Here is a 22,885-nt window from a genome sequence, read left to right as displayed (position 1 = left end):
ATTTCTCTAACGAAAAACCTTCGGTGCCCTTAGCCTGAAGCCCTTGTGAGGCCGGTTTAGGACTTAAGACCACATGCCATGGACGTTTGTGTGTACGCCGGACCGTGATCCGTTTGCTTCTTTAAGTTGAAGATCATTATCGCACTGCAACAAGACCTTCAAATGCAGTACACAAAAAAACATCATCGGATGCGATAATCTGCCGCTTTCGTCACTACCTAACTCCCGCTTTCTCCAGGGTTACTCTCTCTTGGCCACAGAACAAGAACTGTCTGCATTCCTCAAAGACGTTGAAAAGCGCGCCTTCAAACGCAGCGTTTTCCATGTCCGCGACGAGGAGGCCGCCCTGGATATCGTGCAGGACAGCATGCTCAAACTGGCCCAGCACTATGGGGACAAACCGGTCAATGAACTGCCCATGCTGTTCCAGCGCATTCTGTCGAACAGCACTCTTGACTGGTTTCGCCGCCAGAAGACACAGAAAGCCGTTTTCACTCACTTCAGCGACCTAGAGTCTTCCGTAGACGGGGACAGCGACTTCGATTGGCTGGAAACCTATGCCACCAACGGCGACGCATCCGCCGCCAGCAACGCCGAGAGCCTGACCGAACGCAAGCAGACACTGCAAAGCATAGAAAAAGAGATACAGGAGCTGCCTGCGCGTCAACGCGAGGCCTTTCTCATGCGTTACTGGGAAGAGATGGATGTCGCAGAGACCGCTGCCGCCATGGGTTGCTCTGAAGGCAGCGTCAAAACCCATTGCTTCCGCGCCATTCAAACATTGAGCAAGGCACTCAAGGCCAAAGGAATCGAGTTATGAAATCCGCGCCCACCCTCCGGCAAGAACAGACCGCCGACCGCATCGCCCGTCAAATCACTGCCCGCCTGAGCGAGGGCGAAGCCTTGCTCCCTTACGAAATTACCGAACGCCTGCGCGCCTCCCGCGAGCAAGCCGTGTCCATACGTCGCCGCGAAGCGTCTGTACTGCGCGTTCAGACCAGTACTGCAGCATCTGCCCAGGGCAGTACCCTGACACTGGGCAACCCCGACGAGGGTAACGGCTGGTGGCGCACCCTGGTCTCGGCCATCCCCGTTTTTGCACTCATTGCGGGCCTGGTAATCTACAACTCCGACACCGAACAAAGTATGCTAAGCGAAGTCACCGAGGTCGATACAGCCTTGCTGACCGATGATCTGCCCCCTGCTGCCTACTCTGACCCTGGCTTCATCCAGTACCTCAAGACCTCGGCAGCCACCCCATCAGAACACTAAACAGCCTGCCACCTCTGCCTTGATGCCCACTGAGAAGCGCTCCCTCCTGAAACCCGACAACACCGCCGCCATCATGGCGGCGCTGTTGTTGGTGGCCTTGAGCTGGACAGGATGGAATGTCGTACAGCAAGTCAGGCTGGCACCCAGCTCCGTCCCCCCCGCCACGGTAGCTGCATCCAGATCCATGCATGCAGACCCGTCCACGCGCCAGAGAGCCTCGGCGCAGGCCTCAGGTCCACGCTGGGGCGAACTCAGCAGCCACCAGCGCGAGATTCTGCAGCCGCTGCAAGAGCGCTGGGCCATGATCGGCTCGGTGCAGAAGCGCCGCTGGATTGCCCTGGCGGATGGTTTTGACAAACTCAGCGAGCGCGAACAGCAAAAGCTTCATGACCGCATGGAAGCCTGGTCCGGCCTGAGTGCTGCCCAGCGCAATCAGGCCCGGCTGAATTTCGCCATTACCAACAAGCTCGCGACTGACAAGCAGGCCCAGTGGGAGGCCTACCAGGCTCTGAGCGATGAAGAAAAGCGACTGCTGGCCGCCCGCGCCACTCCCAAGGTGGTAAGCGCCGCACCGGCCATCAAGCCCGTGCCGTCCAAGAAGCTGGCGCGCATTCCTGCTGCCACGGCCTCCCCCAATACGGTGCCCAATCTGCCCAAGATTCCACCCGCAACCATTCATCATCCACCACCGCCCGTGCCCGCAACACCTGCCATGGTGGAGACGCACCCCATCCGTACGCCCTCGGTGATTGTGGAGACGGCTCCCGTGGACATTCCTCGCGCCACCCCGATCACCCTGCCTCCGCTGGATGCGCCAAGTCAAGACGCGCACCAATGACAGTGTCGGTGCGGCAACCGAGCGCCAAGCCCGCTGACCTGAGCCCTACAATGCCCTCATGCAGCAAGACACCCGGCCGGCAGCCTCATCGACTCCTGACTTCATAGCACCAAGCCTGCGTCGCCGCATGGCTTGCTGGCTTTATGAAGGCATGCTTTTGTTTGGTGTGGTGTTCATCGCCGGCTATTTGTTCGGAACGTTGTCTCAGACGCGCAATGCACTCGACAATCGGCATCTGCTGCAGGCCTTCATGCTGGTGGTGCTGGGGATTTACTTTGTCTGGTTCTGGAGCAAGGGCCAGACGCTGGCCATGAAGACCTGGCATATCCGCGTGGTCGATACCCAAGGTCGCCCCCTGACGCAAACCCGCGCCCTGCTGCGTTACGCAGCCAGCTGGATGTGGTGGCTGCCACCGCTGGCCCTGCTCTACCCGCTGGGCCTGCCGCCACTGGAGGTTCTGGTGCTGCTCATGGGCTGGATTCTGATCTGGGCGCTGCTGAGCCGCTTTCACCCCAGAAAGCAGTTCTGGCACGACGCCTGGGCCGGCACCCAGCTGGTGCATCAGGCCCCAACTCCCAAACGCATCCGCTGACCCGCCCCTCCATGAGTACCTCCTCACCCGACCCCGTCAACCCGCAAAAAAGCCGTACCGGACTGTCCCGGGTGCTGCATGCCGGCGGCTACTCACTGGCTGGCCTCAAGGCCGGCTGGCATGAAAAAGCATTCCAGCAAGAAGCAATCTGTGCTGCCGTCATGATTCCTCTGGCGCTCTGGCTGGGCCAGAGCTGGGAGCAGACAGCGCTACTGGCCGGCACCGTCATCCTGGTGCTCATTGTGGAATTGCTCAATACCGGCATAGAGGCAGCCATAGACCGTATTGGGCCCGAATGGCACGAGCTGTCCAAGAAAGCCAAGGACATGGGCAGCGCTGCTGTATTTCTGGCCCTGTGCCTTTGCGGAGCCGTCTGGGCTGCCGCTCTTTATCACCGTTTCATCGTATGACTCAACCCGCTTTTTCCATTTGCGTGTACTGCGGCTCACGCCCCGGCACCAACCCTCAATTCACCGAAGTCGCCAAGGCCGTGGGCCAATGGATAGGCTCGCGCGGCGGCCAGCTGGTCTATGGCGGTGGACGCAGCGGCCTGATGGGCGTGGTGGCCGAAGCCACGCAACAAGCTGGCGGCCGTGTCGTCGGCATCATCCCTCAGGCACTGGTCGACAAGGAGCTGGCCAACCAGGCCTGCGACGAACTGCACATCGTCAAGAACATGCACGAACGCAAGGCCATGATGGCCGAGCGCAGCGATGCCTTCGTGGCCCTGCCCGGCGGCATCGGTACTTTTGAAGAGCTGTTCGAAGTCTGGACCTGGCGACAGCTGGGCTACCACGACAAGCCCGTCGGCATTCTCAATGTGGATGGCTATTACGACGCCATGCTGCAGTTTCTTCAGTCCTGCGTGGGCAACGGCTTCATGGGCGAGTGGCAGATGGGCCTGGTCGAAAGCAGCAGCGACACCTCGGCCCTGCTGCAAAATCTCGTCCAGAATGCCGGCAGTCAGCTGGATACGCCGCCTCTGCGCTCGGTAATCTGAGCCCTGAAAAACACTGCAGGGAGGCATCCGCCGACCCGTAGCGCTGCCTGCAGTGCACACACCCGGCCCCGGACCAGGAAAAAAGCCAGACTCAAGGTCTGGCTTTTTGCCTGGGGCGCATGACTGGGGCGCGACATGGCGACTTAGACGGCAGTGTCGTCCAGCTCACCCGTACGGATGCGCACCACGCGCTCCACGGGGGTGATGAAGATCTTGCCGTCACCAATCTTGCCGGTGCGCGCGACGTTGACGACGGCATCCACGCAGCGGTCCACGTCTTCATCTCGCACCACGACTTCGATCTTCACCTTGGGCAGAAAATCCACCACATACTCCGCGCCACGATAGAGCTCGGTATGGCCTTTCTGGCGGCCAAAACCCTTGACTTCGGTCACGGTCAGACCATTCACCCCACACTCGGCCAGGGCCTCGCGCACTTCCTCGAGCTTGAAGGGCTTGATGACGGCGGTAATCATTTTCATGGGGCTGGTTCCTCAATTGATTGAAATCGGCAAAACACCGGAGGCAGAACCTCAGGCGCGAAATTTGTTGGTGATGGGGTAGCGCCAGTCCTTGCCAAAGCTGCGCATTGTCAGACGTGGACCGACCGGCGCCTGGCGACGCTTGTACTCGTTGATTTGTATCAGACGCGTGACCCGCTCCACATCCGCAGGCGCAAAACCCTCGGCGACGATGGAGCTTATGCTCTCGTTGTTTTCCATGTAACGGGACACGATGGCATCCAGCACCTCGTAGTCCGGCAGGCTGTCCTGATCCTTCTGATCGGGGCGCAGCTCGGCGCTGGGCGGACGCGTGATGATGCGCTCAGGAATGGGATCGAGCCCCGTGCCGAAGGGATCGTTGGCATTGCGCCAGCGTGCCAGCGCAAACACCTCGGTCTTGAACACATCCTTGATGACGGCAAAACCACCGGCCATGTCGCCGTACAGCGTGCAGTAGCCGGTGGACATCTCGCTCTTGTTGCCCGTGGTCAGCACGATGGAGCCAAACTTGTTACTCATGGCCATCAGCAGGGTGCCGCGAATACGGGCTTGCAGGTTTTCCTCGGTCGTGTCTTCGGCACGTCCGGCAAAAGTGCCAGCCAGCGCCGCCTTGAAGGCTTCGAACTGCGGCGCGATATCGATCTCTTCGTGCTGCACGCCCACGCGCTCGGACATTTCGCGCGCATCAAGCCAGCTGATATCGGCCGTATAGGGCGAAGGCATCATGACCGTGCGCACCTTGTCCGCACCCAGTGCGTCCACGGCGATGGCCAGCACCAGGGCCGAATCCATGCCGCCCGACAGGCCGATGAGCGCACCCGGAAAGCGGTTCTTGCCCACATAGTCGCGCACGGACAGCACCAGCGCCGACCAAAGCGCATGGTGGTGGTTCAGCTGGGGCTTGACTTGCCCCATCAGCTTCACGTGTCCATCCACCAGCTGCGCAGCCACCATGGGCAGATCTTCCTCGAAAGCTGCCGCGCGAGCCGACACCTGACCGCTGGCGTCCACCGCAAACGAGCAGCCGTCGAACACGACCTCGTCCTGGCCGCCCACCAGATGGGCATAGACCAGGGGAACCGCATTTTCCATGGCGCGCTGCGCAATCACCGCCTCGCGCTCGGAGGGTTTGCCGCTATGGAACGGCGAGGCATTGATGACGGCCAGCAACTGGGCGCCTGCGGCCACGGCCGCCCGCGCAGGGCCGGCATGCCAGGCGTCTTCGCAAATCAGCAGTCCGACCTGGATCCCATCCAGCTCGAAGACACAGCTTTCCTCACCGGCCGCAAAGTAGCGCTGTTCGTCGAACACGCCAAAGTTGGGCAGCAGTTGCTTGAAATAGCGCGCAATCTGCTGACCATCGCGCAGCACGCTGGCAGCGTTGAACAGTTTCTCACCCTGCTCATCGCGCTGCGGGTGACCGATGACCAGCGCCAGCCCCGGCCATTGGGCACTGGCTTGCTGCAACTGCTGCAGGGCCGCATCGCAGGCTTCCAAAAATGCCGGACGCAGATACAGGTCCTCAGCCGCGTAGCCACACAGGGCAAGCTCGGGCGTGAGCAGCAGGCGGGCACCGTTGGCATAAGCTTCAGCAGCAGCGGCGATGATTTTCTGGACATTGCCAGAGAGGTCTCCCACAACAAAATTGCGTTGGGCACAGCAAATGGAAAGCGTCATGAAAAGCAAGCTAGGCGGTGAGGCCACCAGCCCCCGCGACAATCAGGGCATGGCCGAAAACAAGATTATCACTCGCGTGCTTGCCAGCGTGCAGCAGCTGGACGCACAAACCTGGAATGTGCTGCTGGCCTCTCAATCCACGCCCACGCCCTTCATGCGCCACGAATACCTGGCAGCCATGGAGCAAAGCGGCAGCGCCACGCCCGATACCGGCTGGATCGCCCGGGTCATCACCGTCTGGGACGGCGATGAGCTGCTGGCGGCCTGCCCCCTCTATATCAAGACCCACTCCTACGGCGAATATGTGTTTGACTGGGCCTGGGCGCGCGCCTATCAGCAGCATGGCCTGCCTTACTACCCCAAGGGATTGCTGGCCGTCCCCTTCACGCCCGTGCCCGGCTCCCGCCTGCTGGCACGCAGCCAGGCACTGCGCGTGGCGCTGGTGCATGCCGTCCAGGCCTGGGCAGCCGAGCAGCAGCTGTCATCGCTGCATCTGCTGTTTGGCGATGCCGACGATCTTGCCGCCTGCGCTGCAGCGGGCTGGATGCAGCGCAGCACGGTGCAGTTTCACTGGACGAACACGCCGCCCGCACTTCCCGCTGCGGGCGCCACTCTGCCTGCAGAGGCAGAGCCTGCCAGCCTGCAGGCCTGCGCCGGCACTGCAGCGACACCGTCCCGCTGGAAGGACTTCGACGACTTTCTGGGCTCGCTGAACCAGGAAAAGCGCAAGAAAATCCGCCAGGAGCGGCGCAAGATACGCGAAGCCGGCGTGAGCTTCAAAGCCATGCAGGGTAGCGACATCGGTGCGCAGGACTGGTCCTTCTTCTACCGCTGCTATGAGCGCACCTACCTGGAGCATGGCAACCCGCCGTATCTGACACCGGAGTTCTTTGCCTACATGGCCTCGGCCATGCCCGAGAACTGGGTGATGTTCATCGCCGAGCGCGACGGACAGCCTGTCGCTTCAAGTTTGATAGCTATTAACGCCTTGCAATCAACGATTTCAGCATCAAAACCATTGTTTTTTGAGGATAGACAGGCGCAAGCAGCTATCAATAACAAGGTCGCCTATGGCCGCTACTGGGGCGCTCTGGAACGGATCGACAGCCTGCATTTCGAAGCCTGCTACTACCAGCCCATCGAATGGTGCATCGCCAACGGCTTTAACCGCTTCGAAGGCGGCGCCCAGGGCGAGCACAAGATGGCCCGCGCGCTGCTGCCCGTGGAAACACCGAGTGCCCACTGGGTGGCCCACCCCGCTTTTGCCGATGCCATTGAGCGCTTCTTGCAGCGCGAGAGCGAAGGCATGGCCCAATATGTGGAAGAGCTGCAATCCCATAGTCCGCTGCGCAAGGCCTGAAGGTAGAGACAAAAAAAGGCCGCTTTGCAGCGGCCTTGAAGCTCAGACTCCAGGAGACCTTCAGAAGGTTTCCCAGTCATCCTCATCCAACGAGGACTTTTGCACATTACGGGCAGTAGCGGATTCGCCAGCAACCGCGCCCCCCATCAAAGAGCGCGGAGCTGCCGGCATGGGGGCAGGACGGGCAGCCACACGACGGACAGCTGCCTGACGCGCCGGGGTGGCAGCGGCGACCACGGCCGGCGCCGCTGCACGGGCTGCAGCCTTGGGTGCCTGGTCATAAAGCGCACTGGCAGGCAGCTGGAAGACCGCCACAGCCTGAACCAGATCCTGCGCCTGCTTGCGCAGCGCACCAGCGGCTGCAGCACTTTCCTCCACCAGCGCCGCGTTTTGCTGCGTCGTCTGATCCATCTGCGTCACCGCCTCGCCAACCTGGGCCACACCCTGGCTCTGCTCCTGGCTGGCGGCACTGATCTCGGCCATCAAATCCGTCACCCGGCTGATCGCCGACACGATGTCGGCCATGGTGGCACCGGCCTTGTCCACCAGCTGCGTGCCCTGCTCCACCCGCTGCACGCTGGTGCTGATCAAGGCCTTGATTTCCTTGGCAGCTTCGGCACTGCGCTGGGCCAGGGTACGCACCTCGCCCGCCACCACGGCAAAACCACGGCCCTGCTCACCGGCGCGCGCTGCTTCCACGGCCGCATTCAGCGCCAGAATATTGGTCTGGAAGGCGATGGAGTCGATGACGGTGATGATGTCGGCAATCTGCTGGCTGCTGTTGTTGATGCCCTTCATGGTTTCCACCACTTCGGCCACCACGGCACCGCCATGCGCTGCCACCTGGGAAGCATTCACCGCCATCTGATTGGCGGCACGGGCGTTGTCGGCGTTCTGGCGCACGGTAGAGCCCAGCTGCTCCATGGAGGCGGCGGTTTCCTCCAGCGCACTGGCCTGCTCCTCGGTGCGACCGGAGAGATCAGCATTGCCCGAGGCAATCTGCGAACTGGCCGAGGCCACGCCTTCCGCGTTCTGGCGTACCGAGCGCACGGTCTGCACCAGACTGCTTTGCATACGCTCCAGGGCGCTAAGCAAGCGGCCTGTTTCGTCCTCTCGCTCCACGCGGATGACGCCGCTCAGATCCCCATTGGCCACACGGTCCGCGGCCTGCACCGCCTGCTCCAGCGGCGCACGGATGGAACGCACCAGCCAGATGCCTGCCCCTGCAGCCACCAGCACCGCAATCAAGGCAGCCAAGGCAAGCATGCTCACAGCCCGGTCGTAAACCCTCTCCGAAGCCAGAGTCTCGCCCTTGGCCACATCGCTGTTGAACTTGATCAGCTTTTGCAGGGTCGCCGAAGACTGTTCATAGAGCTTGAGAGATTCGCCTCCCAGCAGTTGCTTGGCCTGCTCTTTATCGCCTCGACGCGAAATTTCGAACAGTTGCTTGTTCAACTCCACATAATGCTCTCTCTCGCGCAGGAACTGCGTGTAGAGCTCGCGCTCCTCGGCAGTGACAATCAAAGGTTCATAGAGCTTTTTTGCCTCCGCCAGGTGTTTCTGCAATTGCTCGAATTGAGCTTCCACCTGAGCCATATAGCCGGTCTCGTCATTATTGACATGCCGCAACTCGAGCAAGCGGGTGCGCGCCAGGTCGGTATTGAGTGTATTGATCACTTCCACACTGGGCAGGGCATTGCCGGTGATGGTTTCAGCACTGGAGCGCATGGAGCGCAGCTGCAGCAATGCCATGGCAACCACCACGACCAGCAGCAAGACCAGAACCCCGAACGTACCGAGAATCCGCGTGGAGATTTTGATGCTTTTCATTGATTGCACCTCCCTCTATTACCAATTAGTTTTTATAAATACTTCTTTTGAATCCATGCCCACGAAGCGCAAGGATTCAATGTTTCTGCTCGATCGGGAAATATCTCTCTGAATGGCATACCAGAGATGGAATGCTCCTTGATACCGGCTTATATGTTTTCAATTGTTTCCAGTTTCATATTCCTTGCCTATCTTCACGAGCCTACAGTCATGTAGGCAGTCGCTTACGCCGCACTTAAGTTACTGAAAGTTACCAATCAGTGACAGCAGAGATTCTCGATGCCATGGCAACCTACATAGCCTTGAAAAAGCATCAAGCCACCCCTCTTCTTGATCAATGTCAAGACAGTTTGAAGAAAGCTTGTAAAAAAACCCCGACAGCATTCGCTATCGGGGTTTTGAGACGGAAGCCGTTGAAACCGGCAATACCTCGACCTCAGAACTGCTCCCAATCCTGGTCATTGCTCAAGGCGGGCTGAGCCGTTTTGACCGGCGCAGGCACAGCCTTGCCTGGGCCTTGATCGGCTAACGCCGCAGCCCGCGGGCCAGCGCTCATGCCAGCCTTTGCAACCGGCTCGACCCGATTTTTCAGCGCCGCAGCGGCAAAGCTCTGTGCCTGATTCCCCAACTGAAAAATCGCCACCGAATCGACCAGCGCCTTGGCCTGGCGCTGCAAAGAATCGGCGGCCGCCGCGCTCTGCTCCACAAGGGCCGCATTCTGCTGCGTGGTCTGATCCATCTGGGTGACGGCTTCACCCACCTGGGCCACGCCCTGGCTCTGTTCGCGGCTGGCCGCGCTGATCTCGCCCATGATGTCGGTCACGCGGCCTATGGCCGTCACGATTTCGGCCATGGTGGCGCCGGCCTTGTCCACCAGCTGCGTGCCCTGCTCCACGCGCTCCACGCTGGCATGGATGAGCTGCTTGATTTCCTTGGCCGCCTCGGCGCTGCGCTGGGCCAGCGTGCGCACCTCGCCTGCCACCACGGCAAAGCCACGACCTTGCTCGCCGGCACGCGCGGCTTCCACGGCCGCATTCAGGGCCAGGATATTGGTCTGGAAGGCAATCGAGTCGATGACGCCGATGATGTCGGCGATCTGGTGGCTGCTGTCGTTGATGCCCTTCATGGTGTCCACCACCTGGGCAACCACATCCCCGCCACGACCCGCGACATCGGAGGCATTCTTTGCCATTTGATTGGCTGTCTGGGCATTGTCGGCGTTCTGGCGCACGGTCGAACCCAGTTGTTCCATGGAGGCCGCCGTTTCCTCCAGGGCGCTGGCCTGGCTTTCGGTGCGCGCCGAAAGATCCGCATTGCCCTGAGCGATTTCGCTGGACGCAAGGGCCACGCCATGGGCATTGCCGCGCACATCCTGAACGACGGAGGACAGTTGCCGACGCATGTCTTCCAGCGCATTGAGCAGCAAGCCCATTTCATCGCGGCGCTGGTTCTTCACCACCATGCCCAGCCTGCCGGCTGCCACGGCCTGCGCCAGCTCAACTGCCGTGGCCACGGGAGCCGTGATGGCACGTGTCATCGCAATGCCGACCACGGCGGCAAACAGCACCACCAGCGCCAGCGTACCGAGCAGCCAGTAGCGGGCCAGCTCGAAACTGGACTTTTCGGCCTGCTGGGCCTGAGCCGCGTTCTCGAGCTGCAGCGTCATCAGCTTGCCCGTGCTTTCCGCCAGCTGGCTGAAGGCCTGTTCGGACAGCCCGGCAAAGAACAGCCCCAGCTCGTCGGCCATGCCTGCCTGGCTGTCCACGGTGTTGTAGTCGCCATCGCGTGCCCGCGCCAGCAACTGCTCGTGCAGCTTCAGGAAATTCGCCTTGTTGGCCTGATAGCCCTCGTAGGCCTCGCGCAGCGGCGGGCTGGCAATCAGCTCATGGACCACCTTCTCCTGCTCGGCAATGGTTTTCAGGCGCTGCTGGATCTGCTGCTCGTAGCCTTCGATCTCGACCAGGGTGCGAGCGGTGGCGATACCTGCCTCATGGCGGCGCAGCCGGTTGTACTCGGAGCGCATGGAGGCTGCGTTGTAGACACTGGGCAGCGCCACTTCGGAAACCTCACGGCCCGCGGCATGAATGCTGGACAGCTGCAACCAGGCCACCAGGCCGAGCAATGCAGACAACAACACCAGCGCCGTAAAGCTGATGCCCAACTTGGTCCCCACGCGCCAGTCCGAAATCTTCCAACTCATGCGCATCCCCTCGTATATATCGATACAGGCAATAAAAAACGCACCAAGCGATGTCCGCCGGGTGCGTTTCAAATTGTATATATGCAGATAGCGAGGCTTCTCTGCAAGTAAAGGTTAGAGACCCTTTACTAGTTTGGATCAGCCCTTGTAGTTGGCGATACCGTCCACGATTTCCTTGTGTGCCGCGTCCACGCCCTTCCAGCCCAGAACCTTGACCCACTTGCCCTTTTCCAGATCCTTGTAGTGCTCGAAGAAGTGGGCGATCTGCTGCAGGGTCAGCTCATGGATGTCGCTGAGGTGGTTGATCTTGTCGTAGGAAGGCAGCAGCTTCTGTGTGGGAACGGCCAGAACCTTGCCGTCGACGCCGGATTCGTCTTCCATCTCCAAAATGCCGATGGCACGGCAGGGCACCACCACGCCGCTGGGCAGGGGGAAGGGAGTCATCACCAGCACGTCCACGGGGTCGCCGTCGCCAGACAGGGTCTGGGGCACATAGCCGTAGTTCACGGGGTAGTGCATGGCAGTGCCCAGGAAACGATCCACGAACAGGCAGCCGGATTCCTTGTCCACTTCGTACTTCACGGGAGCCGAGTTGGCCGAGATTTCGATGACGACGTTGAAGACTTCAGGCGTCTTGGAGCCGGGGGTCACATTGTTCAGAGACATGATGGTTGGGAGAAGTAATACAAAAAGCCCGCCAGAGCCAACAAAGCATCGGCACCTGAGGGTCAGCCCGCGATTTTAGGCGCATGACCCTAACGCTGGCATTACATGTTTGAAAGATGCGCGTGCAGTCGTGTATTCCCGCTAGGCAGCCTCGCCCACTTCAACCATGAAAACCCACTCAAACCAACACCCATAAAGCGGTGTCAGCTCTCAGAACAAGAGCATGTCAGGCGCTCACCGGATGCCGGCGACGCACGGGCCCGCTGCGCTGCTCCACCGCAGCCTGCACCTCCTTGCGCAGGCCCAAAGCAAAACCCAACTCGGCCGCCACAAACAGCGGGCCTATCAGCAGGCCCATCACATCGTCAAGAAAAGCGGGCTTGCGTCCTTCCCAGTAGTGACCGATGAACTGGATCACCCAGCCCAGCACAAACAGGCCCAGCCCCCAGGCCAGCCAGCTCCCCATGGGCTGCGCGGCGACAGGAGTTGCCAGCGCCAGCATGGCGGCCAGCAACACGCTCATGAACAGGCCGTATCGCCCGTCGAGCCGCCAGTAATACACTGCTGCAGCAACCGCTGCCAGCAGAGCCAGCGAGATCGGCATGCTGCCAAGCGCTCCCCATTGCAGCCTGGCCAGCAGAATCACCACCGCCTGCATGATCATGGGCACACCGATGTAGTGCGTGACGATATTGCGCGGGTCGCGGTGGTAGTCGGCGTAGTTGGACAGTTGATCGATTAGGGTTTTCATCGCTGTATCTCCTTGTCGCTTGTCAGAGCATGGTGGCGCAGCATCAACCTTGCCGTCTGTCATGCCACCGACACAAGCGCTAAACCCTTCACCCAGGCCTGCACTGGCCTCAGTGCCCACTGCACGCAAGCGCGGCAGCTTCGAGCATGTCAACTCCAATGATCTCTGGGCCATCGTGCAGGCCGGCCGCTGGTTCCGCTCGCTGCCGCCGGAATTGACCGCCCAGATGCAGCAACTGGCCCAGCCAAGGCTGCTGGCCGCCGGCGAATGGCTGTTTCGCCGCGGCGATGCCCCCTGCGGCCTGTATGCGGTGGCCAGGGGATCGCTCAGCATCTCCGGCACGGCAGCGCTTCAGGAAAACACCCGCACGGCCTTGCTGACCTTGATCGAGCCGCCGAGCTGGCTGGGCGAGATCGCCCTCTTCGATGGCGAGCCCCGCACCCACGACGCCTGCGCCAACACCGCCTGCGCCCTGCTGCATATCCCTATACCGCCGCTGCGCGAATGGCTGGATGCCAACCCGCATTGCTGGCGCCACATGGCCCTGCTGCTGACCCACAAGCTGCGTGCCAGCCTGATCGCGCTGGAGGAGCAGACCGTGCTGCCTGCACCGCAGCGCGTGATGTGCCGTCTGGTGCAAATGGCCATGGGCCACGAGCAATGGGCCGACCGCATGCGCACCCACCGCGAGCTGGCCGTCTCGCAGGAGCAGATCGCACGCATGCTGGGCTTGTCACGCCAGACCACCAACCAGATCCTGCAGGAGTTGCAGCAGGCCGGCTGGCTGCAACTGCGGCGCGGCAAGCTGGAAGTTCTCGACCTGGCCGCACTCAAGGCCGCAGCACTCACCGGGCAAATCCCCACTAGCAGCTAGGCGCTGCCGGCCTGGCTCGGGGTCGCCCCCCCGCCCCGCTGTCCGCTTGGTGCTGGACAAGCCTGCTATCTCTTTGATAATGAAATCGGGTCTGATGCACCAGACCCGGCTCAAGATCATCGCGGGCGACCCAGCCGAGTTCCGACATGCCGTCGTTGTCGCCCGCCATAACAACGGATACCCCATGCCCCTGTCTCCCAGTGCCAGCCGCAAGCCAGTCCCCATCAATATGCGCGACGTCAAATACCGGGGCTATGCCCGCGATGACGGCATGTGGGACGTGGAAGCCGAGCTGATCGACCAGAAAACCTATGACATCGAGCTTCATGGCCGCCGCAAAGTGCCAGCGGGCAAGCCGATTCACCATATGTGGATCCGCCTGACCATCGATGCCGACATGGTGGTGCACGGCATAGAGGCCGCCATGGACGACCACCCCCTGGGCCACTGCCCCCAGGCCACAAAGTCCATGCAAAAGATGGTGGGCTGCTGCATAGCCCGCGGCTGGCGCCGCGCCATTGCCGACAATCTGGGCGGGGTAGTGGGCTGCACGCATCTGCGCGAGCTGCTGTTCAATATGGCAACGCCCGCTTTTCACACCGTGCTCAACCAGTTCGGCCCCAATGGCTCGGGCCTGCCGCCACGCCATCTGGGTCAGTGCCTGGGCTGGGACTTCAACGGCCCCGGCGTGGCCGAGTTCTACCCCGAGTTCAAGGGCTGGAAGCCGCTCTCTCAGCAACCCGTGAAAACCACTACAAAAGACTGATCCACAATACCATCAAGCGCCACCAGCTATCAATTTTGATAGCCCACAACAAGCCCGCAGCCGGCCCGGACTTCACTCTTGCGGCACAATCGAGCCCATGGCAGAACGTGTGATCCCCTTGGTCGATGAGCGTGCGGCATCCCGCAGCGCAATCGTCCCCAGCCCCCTGCAGGCCCCTACCGGGCTGCTGCAGGATCAATGGGGACGGCCTTTGCGCGACCTGCGCATCAGCGTCACCGACCGCTGCAACTTCCGCTGCAACTACTGCATGCCCAAGGAAGTTTTTGACAAGAACTACCAATATCTGCCCCACAGCTCGCTGTTGAGCTTCGAGGAAATTACGCGCCTGGCCAGGCTTTTTGTCGCCCATGGCGTGCGCAAGCTGCGGCTGACCGGCGGCGAGCCGCTGCTGCGCAAGAACATCGAAGCCCTGATCGCCCAGCTGGCCGAGCTGCGCACGCCCGACGGCCAGCCGCTGGACCTGACACTGACAACCAACGCCTCGCTGCTGGCGCGCAAGGCCCGCGCCCTGAAGGACGCCGGCCTGAACCGCGTGACCGTCAGCCTCGACGGACTAGACGACGCCGTGTTCCGGCGCATGAACGATGTGGACTTCCCCGTGACCGATGTGCTGGCCGGCATCGAGGCTGCACAGACTGCGGGCCTGTCGCACATCAAGGTGAACATGGTGGTCAAGCGCGGCACCAATGACGACCAGATCCTGCCCATGGCCCGCTACTTCCGCGGCACGGGAATCACGCTGCGATTCATCGAATACATGGACGTGGGAGCCACCAACGGCTGGCGCATGGACGAGGTGCTGCCCTCCGACGAGGTCATAGCCCGTCTGCGCGCCGAACTGCCGCTAATCCCGCTGGCACCCAGCGCCCCAGGCGAGACCGCCGTGCGCTGGGGCTATGCCGATGCCAGCGGCCGACATGATCCGCAGCTGGGCGAGGTGGGCGTCATCAGCAGTGTGACCCACGCTTTCTGCGGGGACTGCAACCGTGCACGCCTGTCCACCGAGGGTCAGCTCTATCTGTGCCTGTTCGCCAGCCACGGCTGGGATTTGCGTAGCCTGCTGCGCACCGGTGCCAGCGATGCCGAGATTGCAGCCGCCATTGCCCCCATCTGGCAACAGCGCGACGATCGCTACTCGCAAATGCGCAGCGAAATGCCCCCCGATATGGCGCCAGTGCGGCAAGGTCGGCGCATCGAGATGAGCTATATCGGTGGCTGACTCACGCATCACCCCCAAGCAGATCACCGGTTGCGTGCTGGCCGGAGGACGCGGTGCGCGCATGGGCGGTGTGGACAAGGGCCTGCAGAGCTTTCAAGGCTTGCCACTGGCACTGCATGCATTGCAGCGCCTGGCTCCGCAGGTCGGCCCCTTGCTCATCAATGCCAATCGCAATACAGCAGCTTACGCCGAGCTGGGTCGGCCACTGGCTGCCGAGGTCTGCGCCGACAGCCTGCCCGACTACCCAGGCCCGTTGGCGGGCTTCATGGCCGGCCTCGCGCATTGCCGCACGCCATGGCTGCTGTGCGTGCCCTGCGATACGCCGCTGCTGCCCCTCGATCTGGCTGCGCGAATGCTGGCGTCGCGTGGCGATGCCGATATCGTCATCGCTCACGGCTGGGATACCGAGCATGCCCAGCCGGGGCAGCCGCCGCAACTGCGCCCCCAGCCCGTGTTCTGCCTGCTGCGGGCCGGACTCGCCTGCAGCCTTGAGCGCTTCATCACCAGTGGTGGCCGCAAGATAGACGCCTGGACCGGCCAGCATCACAGCGCCCAGGCCGTATTTGACCGCCCCGGGGACGAACAGGCCTTCAGCAACGCCAACACGCTGGTCCAGTTGCTTGATCTGGAGCAAATCGCCCCCGAACGCCAATCCTGAGTCACCGGCACCACCAGCCAAAAGCGTAAAGTGCCACGCAGCCCCATGGCCGCATCCGTCATGAGGTTTTTTTATTTTTTTGCTGTTATGACTGCGACTTTTCAACCTGCCGCTTCCACCAGCGCCCAGACGCTGACCACTGACCAGGTACTGCAACAGCTGCAAGCCTTGCTGCAGCCGCTGGGTTCGGTCGCCGAGGTGGAAGCCGTCGCCCTGCCCGATGCACTGGATCGTGTGCTGGCAGCCGATGTGATCTGCCCCGTCAACGTACCACCCCACGACAACAGTGCCATGGACGGCTATGCCTTTGCCGGCAGCGAACTGGAGCAGGCGCGGCCCGGCCAGCCGCTGATGCTGCGTGTGGTGGGGACGGCTCTGGCAGGAGGGCCTTGGCAAGGCCGGCTTGGCGCGGGCGAATGCGTGAAGATCATGACGGGTGCGGTCATGCCGGTGGGTGCGGATACCGTAGTCGCCCATGAGCAAGCCAGCTCTGGCGAGGAGTGCATTCAGTTTGACGCCAGTGCCCTGCGTGCAGGTGCCAATCGTCGCCTGCGCGGCGAAGACCTGGAGCAAGGCTCTGTGGCACTGCAGGCCGGCCAGCGTCTCACACCAGCCGCCCTGGGTCTGCTGGCCAGTCTGGGACTGGGCCAGGTCAGCGTGCGACGCCGCCTCAGCGTGGCTTACTTCTCCACCGGCGACGAGCTGCTGAGCCCAGGTGCCGAGCCGCGCGAGGGAGCCATCTACGACAGCAACCGCTTCAGCCTGCAGGCGCTGTTGCGCCGGCTGGGAGCCCATGTGCTGGACCTGGGGGCCGTGCCCGATGAACCGGCCGCACTGGAAGAGCGCTTGCGCGAAGCAGCCACCCTGGCCGATGTGGTGCTGACCAGTGGCGGCATCAGCGCCGGTGAGGCCGATCACACCCGTGCGATGCTTCAGCGCCTGGGCACTGTGCAGTTCTGGCGGGTGGCCATGCGTCCCGGTCGGCCACTGGCGGTGGGCCTGCTCGCTCCCGCCGGTGGAATCTCATTGACCAGATCAACAGGCATCCCAATCAAGACAAGCGCAAACAGCTCACAAAATCTGAGCAATCCACCGCCCACTCAGCGCCCTGCGGTGCTGCTGGGACTGCCCGGCAACCCGGTGGCCGCCATGGTGAGCTTTCTGATGTTTGTGCGCCCGGCCCTGGCCATGCTGGCAGGCGAACGCAGCCCCTCCGTGCCATTGCTGCAGGCGATCAGCCGCGAGCGCCTGCGCAAACGCCCGGGCCGCACCGAATATCTGCGCGGCGTGCTCGAACTCAATGAGAAGGGCCAGGCCGCCGTGCGCACCACGGGATCGCAAGGCTCGGGCGTGCTCAGCTCCATGGTCGCCGCCGACTGCATCATCGTGCTGGACGATGCACGCGGCGACGTCCAGCCCGGAGAATCCGTCAATGTCCTGCTGCTGCAGGGGCTGATCTGAAGACGGACTTTCTGCCTGGTCTTCTACCCTCGATCCATTCTGGGAAATATTTCATGCCATACCAAGCCACCCACTGGGCCACAGAACCCACAAGGCAGGCCATCGATGCGCTCAAGGGCGCGAATTTGCTGGAATTCGGAACTCCCTGGTGCGGCCACTGCCAGCGCGCCCAGCCGCTGTTGCAGGCTGCGCTGGCAACCCAGCCAGAACTAGCGCACATCAAGGTGGAAGACGGTCCCGGCCGGCCGCTGGGCCGCAGCTATCGCGTCAAGCTCTGGCCCACGCTGATTTTTCTGCGTGACGGCAAGGAAGTAGCGCGCATCGTGCGCCCCGAATCCGAGCAACAGATCCAAGAAGCGCTGGCACAAATCACGAACTGAGCCAGCGCATCTACCCCGGCTCCTGGCTCAGCCCTTCTTAAGTGCCAGCTCCACGCCCTTGTTGGCAAGCGCATCGGCGCGCTCATTGCCGGGGTCTCCGGCATGGCCCTTGACCCAGCGCCAGTCGATGCGGTGGCCGCTGCCCTGCACCAGCGCGTCCAGCTGCTTCCAGAGCTCGACATTCTTGACGGGCTCCTTGGAAGCGGTAACCCAGCCCTTGGCCTTCCAACCCTGTATCCACTCGGTAATGCCTTTGCGCACGTACTGACTATCCAGATACAGCACCACATCGCAGGGACGCTTGAGCGCGGACAGCGCCTCAATCACGGCCTTGAGTTCCATGCGGTTATTGGTGGTTCCCAGTTCACCACCGAAGAGTTCTTTCTGCGCCGATCCGGCCTGCAGCAATGCGCCCCAGCCGCCAGGGCCGGGATTGCCCTTGCAGGCACCGTCGGTATAGATCACAACTTGATTCAATTTTCTTCCTTGTTACGCCAGGACATGTCCGGCGGCTGCCTCTGGGTCACGGGCGCCTTCATGCCGGCCGGCACGCTGCTCTTGCGCCAGCTCGGGCTCATCAGCCGCATGCCCTGCACACGCTTGACGGCCACCACGCAATAGACGCCCCCCATCACCGGCCAGCAGCGGTGGCCCAGGCCTTCCATGAACTGCCAGCGGCTCAGCCACTTTTCACTTTGAGTGGCAGGACGATAACAGCCAAATTGCACTGCTTCGATCTCGAAGCTCAGCAATCGCAGCCAATCGCGCAAACGCCAGTAGCCCACACCCAGGCTCAAGTCCGGCAAATAGCCCGCACTGCGCTCCACCCGGCGCTGCAAGCCCAGCAGGCTTGAGGGGTTCAGCCCGCTGATCACCAGCCTGCCTTCCGGCACCAGCACGCGTGCAGCCTCGCGCAGCGCGGCATGCGGATCGTTGCAAGCCTCCAGCGTATGCGGCATCAGCAACAGGTCGAGGCTGGCCTCGGCAAAAGGCAGGGCTTCCGGGGCGGTTCTGAGCGCCGGCATCAACGGGGCAGAATTCTGTGCTTCATCAGCGGGCGGCTGCTGCTGCGACACTGCGGTCGCCCTCGCTTGCGCTACAGTGCCTGCTTTTGCATCCGGAACGGGATCGAGACCCTCCAGCGCCAGCCAGCGATGAGGCATGCGATTGCTGCGCAGTCCTTGCAGCTGCGGCAAGCCCAGCTGCAAGGCGTGGTAGCCAAAGATATCGGCCACCGCCTCGTCAAAGCGCTGCTGCTCCCATTTCAGGAGATAGTGCCCGAGGGCTGAATCCGTCCAGTGATGCATCTCTATAATTTTGCAGCTCATGAACCTGTTGCCCATTCCCGCTTTTTCCGACAACTACATCTGGATGCTCCACGATGCAGAACATGCCGTGGTCGTCGATCCGGGTCAGGCCGAGCCTGTGCTGGCCACCTTGGCACAGCGGGGTCTGAAACTGCAGGGCATTTTAGTCACCCACCATCATGCCGACCATGTGGGCGGCGTGGACGCCATTCGCGCGGCCACGGGTGCTCCGGTCTGGGGCCCCGCCTACGAGACCCTGCCCGAGCCCGTGACGCGCGTGCAGGGGGGCGACCACGTGGAGCTGCTAGGCGGCCCCTGGCAGGTCATCGATGTGCCGGGGCATACCAGCGGCCATATCGCCTTCTTCAGCACCCGGGCGCAAAGCCAGCCCCTGCTGTTCTGCGGCGACACACTGTTCTCGGGCGGCTGCGGTCGCCTTTTCGAAGGCACGGCAGCGCAGATGCAGGCCTCGCTGGACGCACTGGCCGCCCTGCCCGGCAACACGCTGGTGTGCTGCGCACATGAGTACACAATTTCCAACCTGCGATTTGCGCAGGCCGTGGAACCAAACAACCCGGAACTGGCTCAGTATCTGGAACATTGCCAGCAACTGCGCAAGAGCGGGCAGCCGACGCTACCCTCCACATTGCAGACCGAGCTGGCCATCAACCCGTTCATGCGAAGCCGCGCTGCAGATGTGATCGCAGCCGCCGTGCACCATGATCCTCAAACCAGGCCCGAGGAGCCCGCCAGCGTTCTGGCTACCTTGCGCCAATGGAAAAACGTTTTCTGATGAAGCTGCTATCCACCCTGCTGCTGACAAGCGCACTGATATTGACTGGCTGCGCCACCACCAGCAGTGTCGACCCCATGTATCCCAATGGCCCGCTCAAACCCCTGGGCCAGGGCAAAGTCGGCAGCGCTGAAGTCGCTGAGCTTGAAGCCACAGGCGACCTCTGGGTACGTATCCGCAAGGGCTTTGCCATGCCCAACCTTGAGCAGGATCTGGTCCAGAACCAGGAGCAGTGGTATGCCACGCGCCCCGACTACATACAGCGCATGACGGAGCGGTCGAGCAAATACCTGTTCCACATCGTCGAGGAACTGGAGCGCCGCAACATGCCGACAGAGTTGGCGCTGTTGCCTTTCATCGAGAGCGCCTTCAACCCTCAGGCCGTCTCCAGCGCCAAGGCCGCCGGCATGTGGCAGTTCATGCCGGCCACGGGCACCTATTTCGACCTCAAGCAGAATGTCTTCCGCGATGATCGCCGCGATGTGCTGGCCTCGACCCGCGCCGCGCTCGACTATCTGCAAAAGCTCTACAACATGTTCGGCGACTGGCATCTGGCCCTGGCCGCCTATAACTGGGGCGAAGGCAGCGTGGGCCGCGCCATCAAGCGCAATGAAAAGCTGGGCCAGCCCGCAGGCTACCTCGACCTGCAGATGCCGGCCGAAACCCGCAATTACGTGCCCAAGCTGCAAGCCGTCAAGAACATCGTGGCCGAACCCGAGAAGTTCAACACCGAGCTTCCCATCATCGAGAACCACCCCTATTTCCAGGCCGTGGATCTCCCGCACGACATCGACGTTGAGCTGGTGGCCAAGCTGGCCGATGTGAGCGTCAAGGACTTCAAGGCACTCAATCCCAGCTTTCACAAACCGGTGATCTTTGCGCGCGCCACGCCACAGGTGCTGCTGCCCTGGGACAACGCCAAGGTTTTCCGCCGCAATCTGCAGGCCTATAGCGAAGGCCAGTTTGCCAGCTGGACGGTATGGACCGTGCCCACCACCATTACCGTGGCCGAAGCCGCCCAGCGTGCAGGCCTGGGCGAAGCCGACCTGCGCGCCATCAACAACATCCCGCCGCGCATGCTGATCAAGGCCGGCTCGGCTCTGATGGTGCCGCGCGATGCCAACGTCAAGACCGACGTGCCCGGCCATGTGGCCGACAACGGTCAGATCTCCTTCGCCCCCGAAATCGTGACCGTGCGCACCACGGTCAAGGCGCGCAAACGCGATACCCTGGTCAGCGTGGCCAGCCGCTATGGCATCAGCGTCTCCAACCTCGCGGACTGGAACGACCTCAAGTCCACGGCATCCTTGCGCCCCGGCCAGTCGCTGATTGCCTACCTGCCCAGCCGTGCAGCCCGCAGCGCACGCGCCGAAGCCAACGACAGCCCACGCGAGTCAGCCCGCAACACCCGTGGCGGCAGCAAGGTGGCAGCCTCCACCAAGAACGCCAGAACCAGCAGCGCGCCCGCTCCCCGTGGCGGCAAGAGCGAACCCAAGGCACGTGGCGGCACACCAGCCAAGAAGCGCAAATAAGCTTCGCCGCCCGCCAAAAAGCCCGCTGTTCGTAAAAACCAGCGGGCTTTTTTATCTCTGCTCATTCAAAGAAATCGATAGCAGCACACGCCTGATATAGAAGCGTTGGCTCCCAATTCAAGCGATATTTTCAGCGCCGGTCAACCAGCGCGTGGGCAATCGTGCCCAGATCCACATATTCAAGTTCGCTGCCTATCGGCACGCCACGCGCCAGCCGCGTGACCAGAATGCCGCGCGACTTGAGCGCCTCGCTGACAGCATGGGCCGTGGCCTCGCCCTCTGCCGTAAAGCTGGTGGCCAGAATCACCTCCTGCACTACGCCATCACAGGCACGCTCCAGCAACTGCTTCATGCCGATTTCCTTGGGGCCCACGCCGTCGAGCGGGGACAGCCGCCCCATCAGCACATAGTAATAGCCCTGATAGGCCCCCGTGCGCTCCATCGCAGCCAGATCGGCCGGAGCCTCGACCACGCACAACCGAGCCCCGTCGCGCCCGGCGTCATCACAGATGCTGCAGATAGCACCTTCGGTAAACGTATGGCAGCGCTCGCAGTGATGAACAGAGTTCACCGCCGAGTCCAGCGCCCGCGCCAGCTGCAGCGCACCAGCCTGATCACGCTGCAGCAAATGAAACGCCATACGCTGCGCCGACTTGATGCCCACACCCGGCAGTCGGCGCAAGGCCTCGATCAAGGCGTCCAGAGATTGCACATCAGACACAGGCTTGTCCTTTCAGTCACCAGAAAAAAGGCGATCTGCCACTACGCAGATCGCCATTCATTCCCCTGCCCACAACACTTGCATGCCCTAAGTCGGGGAAGCGGCACTGCCGCTCAGGGGGAAATCCGTCAGAACGGGAACTTCATCCCGCCGGGCAGGCCGGGCATACCGGCAGTGATCTTGCCCATCTTCTCGTTGGAAGTCTCTTCGGCTTTGCGCACAGCCGCGTTGAAGGCGGCAGCCACCAGGTCTTCCAGCATATCCTTGTCTTCGGCCAGCAGGCTGGGGTCGATGGTGATGCGCTTGACGTCATGCTTGCAGGTCATCACGACCTTGACCAGACCGGCACCGGATTCGCCTTCGACTTCGATATTGCCCAGCTCTTCCTGAGCCTTCTTCAGGTTGTCCTGCATGGCCTGAGCTTGCTTCATCAAACCGGCGAGTTGTCCTTTGTTGAACATGAG

25 protein-coding genes are annotated in these 22,885 nt (G+C 62.0%); 15 read left to right on the top strand and 10 right to left on the bottom strand.

Annotated elements, in window-relative coordinates; genetic code table 11:
* The first annotated feature begins 250 nt into the window (after positions 1-250).
* The 6 genes from MPZ60_RS09195 to MPZ60_RS09170 all read left to right on the top strand — a co-directional run bounded on the left by MPZ60_RS09195 (position 251) and on the right by MPZ60_RS09170 (position 3,702).
* Positions 251-820 (top strand): RNA polymerase sigma factor, encoded by a 570-nt coding sequence (locus MPZ60_RS09195; protein ID WP_034356999.1) that lies wholly within the window; start codon positions 251-253, stop codon positions 818-820.
* A complete protein-coding gene (locus MPZ60_RS09190) occupies positions 817-1,272 on the top strand; it encodes a DUF3619 family protein (protein WP_034356997.1) in 456 nt (151 codons plus the stop codon). The genes MPZ60_RS09195 and MPZ60_RS09190 overlap by 4 nt, the downstream gene beginning before the upstream one ends.
* Positions 1,273-1,294: 22 nt before the next feature.
* The gene (locus tag MPZ60_RS09185; protein WP_034356994.1) at positions 1,295-2,110 is read left to right on the top strand and encodes a DUF3106 domain-containing protein; all 816 of its coding nucleotides are present in this window, start codon (positions 1,295-1,297) and stop codon (positions 2,108-2,110) included.
* A gap of 127 nt (positions 2,111-2,237) precedes the next feature.
* Positions 2,238-2,702, top strand: coding sequence for an RDD family protein (locus tag MPZ60_RS09180; protein WP_003066228.1), 465 nt, complete (start codon positions 2,238-2,240; stop codon positions 2,700-2,702).
* 11 nt (positions 2,703-2,713) lie between these two features.
* The gene (locus tag MPZ60_RS09175) at positions 2,714-3,112 is read left to right on the top strand and encodes a diacylglycerol kinase (RefSeq protein WP_034356988.1); all 399 of its coding nucleotides are present in this window, start codon (positions 2,714-2,716) and stop codon (positions 3,110-3,112) included.
* Entirely contained in the window at positions 3,109-3,702 is a 594-nt protein-coding gene (locus MPZ60_RS09170; RefSeq protein WP_034356985.1) for a TIGR00730 family Rossman fold protein, read from the top strand. Before MPZ60_RS09175 ends, MPZ60_RS09170 begins: the two co-directional genes overlap by 4 nt.
* Positions 3,703-3,845: 143 nt before the next feature.
* Here the strand turns inward: MPZ60_RS09170 and MPZ60_RS09165 are convergent, their stop codons facing one another.
* Positions 3,846-4,184, bottom strand: coding sequence for a P-II family nitrogen regulator (locus MPZ60_RS09165; protein ID WP_003056652.1), 339 nt, complete (start codon positions 4,182-4,184; stop codon positions 3,846-3,848).
* A gap of 51 nt (positions 4,185-4,235) precedes the next feature.
* Positions 4,236-5,882, bottom strand: a complete 1,647-nt coding sequence (locus MPZ60_RS09160) for an NAD+ synthase (RefSeq protein ID WP_034356982.1) — start codon at positions 5,880-5,882, stop codon at positions 4,236-4,238.
* On the opposite strand from MPZ60_RS09160, the gene MPZ60_RS09155 reads away from it, so the two are divergent.
* The gene (locus tag MPZ60_RS09155) at positions 5,881-7,242 is read left to right on the top strand and encodes a GNAT family N-acetyltransferase (RefSeq protein WP_034356980.1); all 1,362 of its coding nucleotides are present in this window, start codon (positions 5,881-5,883) and stop codon (positions 7,240-7,242) included. The genes MPZ60_RS09160 and MPZ60_RS09155 overlap by 2 nt on opposite strands.
* A gap of 60 nt (positions 7,243-7,302) precedes the next feature.
* Here the strand turns inward: MPZ60_RS09155 and MPZ60_RS09150 are convergent, their stop codons facing one another.
* The 4 genes from MPZ60_RS09150 to MPZ60_RS09135 all read right to left on the bottom strand — a co-directional run bounded on the left by MPZ60_RS09150 (position 7,303) and on the right by MPZ60_RS09135 (position 12,689).
* Positions 7,303-9,072, bottom strand: coding sequence for a methyl-accepting chemotaxis protein (locus MPZ60_RS09150; RefSeq protein ID WP_034356977.1), 1,770 nt, complete (start codon positions 9,070-9,072; stop codon positions 7,303-7,305).
* Positions 9,073-9,508: 436 nt separating this feature from the next.
* Positions 9,509-11,272, bottom strand: a complete 1,764-nt coding sequence (locus MPZ60_RS09145) for a methyl-accepting chemotaxis protein (RefSeq protein ID WP_034357053.1) — start codon at positions 11,270-11,272, stop codon at positions 9,509-9,511.
* Between the two features lie 138 nt (positions 11,273-11,410).
* The gene (ppa, locus tag MPZ60_RS09140; protein WP_003056663.1) at positions 11,411-11,938 is read right to left on the bottom strand and encodes an inorganic diphosphatase; all 528 of its coding nucleotides are present in this window, start codon (positions 11,936-11,938) and stop codon (positions 11,411-11,413) included.
* Between the two features lie 226 nt (positions 11,939-12,164).
* Positions 12,165-12,689 carry a DUF962 domain-containing protein gene (locus MPZ60_RS09135; RefSeq protein ID WP_034356974.1) on the bottom strand — a complete coding sequence of 175 codons (525 nt, stop codon included), beginning with the start codon at positions 12,687-12,689 and terminating at the stop codon, positions 12,165-12,167.
* 61 nt (positions 12,690-12,750) lie between these two features.
* Between MPZ60_RS09135 and MPZ60_RS09130 the strand changes: the two genes are divergently transcribed.
* From MPZ60_RS09130 to MPZ60_RS09105, 6 genes are all read left to right on the top strand, one after another.
* Positions 12,751-13,563: a Crp/Fnr family transcriptional regulator gene (locus MPZ60_RS09130; protein ID WP_045839648.1), complete on the top strand. Its 813-nt coding sequence runs from the start codon at positions 12,751-12,753 to the stop codon at positions 13,561-13,563.
* Between the two features lie 184 nt (positions 13,564-13,747).
* Positions 13,748-14,329 (top strand): DUF2889 domain-containing protein, encoded by a 582-nt coding sequence (locus MPZ60_RS09125; RefSeq protein WP_034357051.1) that lies wholly within the window; start codon positions 13,748-13,750, stop codon positions 14,327-14,329.
* 97 nt (positions 14,330-14,426) lie between these two features.
* Positions 14,427-15,569 carry a GTP 3',8-cyclase MoaA gene (gene moaA / locus MPZ60_RS09120; RefSeq protein ID WP_034356972.1) on the top strand — a complete coding sequence of 381 codons (1,143 nt, stop codon included), beginning with the start codon at positions 14,427-14,429 and terminating at the stop codon, positions 15,567-15,569.
* Entirely contained in the window at positions 15,562-16,227 is a 666-nt protein-coding gene (gene mobA, locus MPZ60_RS09115; RefSeq protein ID WP_034356969.1) for a molybdenum cofactor guanylyltransferase MobA, read from the top strand. Before moaA ends, mobA begins: the two co-directional genes overlap by 8 nt.
* Before the next feature lie 87 nt (positions 16,228-16,314).
* Positions 16,315-17,688, top strand: a complete 1,374-nt coding sequence (locus MPZ60_RS09110) for a molybdopterin molybdotransferase MoeA (protein WP_034357049.1) — start codon at positions 16,315-16,317, stop codon at positions 17,686-17,688.
* Between the two features lie 53 nt (positions 17,689-17,741).
* Positions 17,742-18,068 (top strand): thioredoxin family protein, encoded by a 327-nt coding sequence (locus MPZ60_RS09105; RefSeq protein WP_034356966.1) that lies wholly within the window; start codon positions 17,742-17,744, stop codon positions 18,066-18,068.
* A gap of 27 nt (positions 18,069-18,095) precedes the next feature.
* On the opposite strand, the gene rnhA is transcribed toward MPZ60_RS09105, so the two are convergent.
* The gene (rnhA, locus tag MPZ60_RS09100; protein WP_003066200.1) at positions 18,096-18,545 is read right to left on the bottom strand and encodes a ribonuclease HI; all 450 of its coding nucleotides are present in this window, start codon (positions 18,543-18,545) and stop codon (positions 18,096-18,098) included.
* Positions 18,542-19,375 (bottom strand): class I SAM-dependent methyltransferase, encoded by an 834-nt coding sequence (locus MPZ60_RS09095; protein WP_034356964.1) that lies wholly within the window; start codon positions 19,373-19,375, stop codon positions 18,542-18,544. The genes rnhA and MPZ60_RS09095 overlap by 4 nt, the downstream gene beginning before the upstream one ends.
* A 19-nt stretch (positions 19,376-19,394) precedes the next feature.
* Between MPZ60_RS09095 and gloB the strand changes: the two genes are divergently transcribed.
* Positions 19,395-20,168, top strand: coding sequence for a hydroxyacylglutathione hydrolase (gene gloB, locus MPZ60_RS09090; RefSeq protein ID WP_034356961.1), 774 nt, complete (start codon positions 19,395-19,397; stop codon positions 20,166-20,168).
* Positions 20,168-21,700, top strand: a complete 1,533-nt coding sequence (locus MPZ60_RS09085) for a transglycosylase SLT domain-containing protein (RefSeq protein WP_034356957.1) — start codon at positions 20,168-20,170, stop codon at positions 21,698-21,700. The genes gloB and MPZ60_RS09085 overlap by 1 nt, the downstream gene beginning before the upstream one ends.
* 130 nt (positions 21,701-21,830) lie before the next feature.
* Here the strand turns inward: MPZ60_RS09085 and recR are convergent, their stop codons facing one another.
* Positions 21,831-22,421, bottom strand: coding sequence for a recombination mediator RecR (gene recR, locus MPZ60_RS09080; protein ID WP_003066191.1), 591 nt, complete (start codon positions 22,419-22,421; stop codon positions 21,831-21,833).
* A gap of 128 nt (positions 22,422-22,549) precedes the next feature.
* Positions 22,550-22,882, bottom strand: a complete 333-nt coding sequence (locus tag MPZ60_RS09075) for a YbaB/EbfC family nucleoid-associated protein (RefSeq protein WP_003066189.1) — start codon at positions 22,880-22,882, stop codon at positions 22,550-22,552.
* Positions 22,883-22,885 lie beyond the last annotated feature (3 nt).

Source organism: Comamonas sp. 7D-2, assembly GCF_022749555.1.
GTDB classification, from domain to species: Bacteria; Pseudomonadota; Gammaproteobacteria; order Burkholderiales; family Burkholderiaceae_C; genus Comamonas; species Comamonas thiooxydans.
The sequence above is the reverse complement of the archived record's forward strand: the minus strand, read 5'-3'. Positions and strand labels throughout refer to the sequence as shown.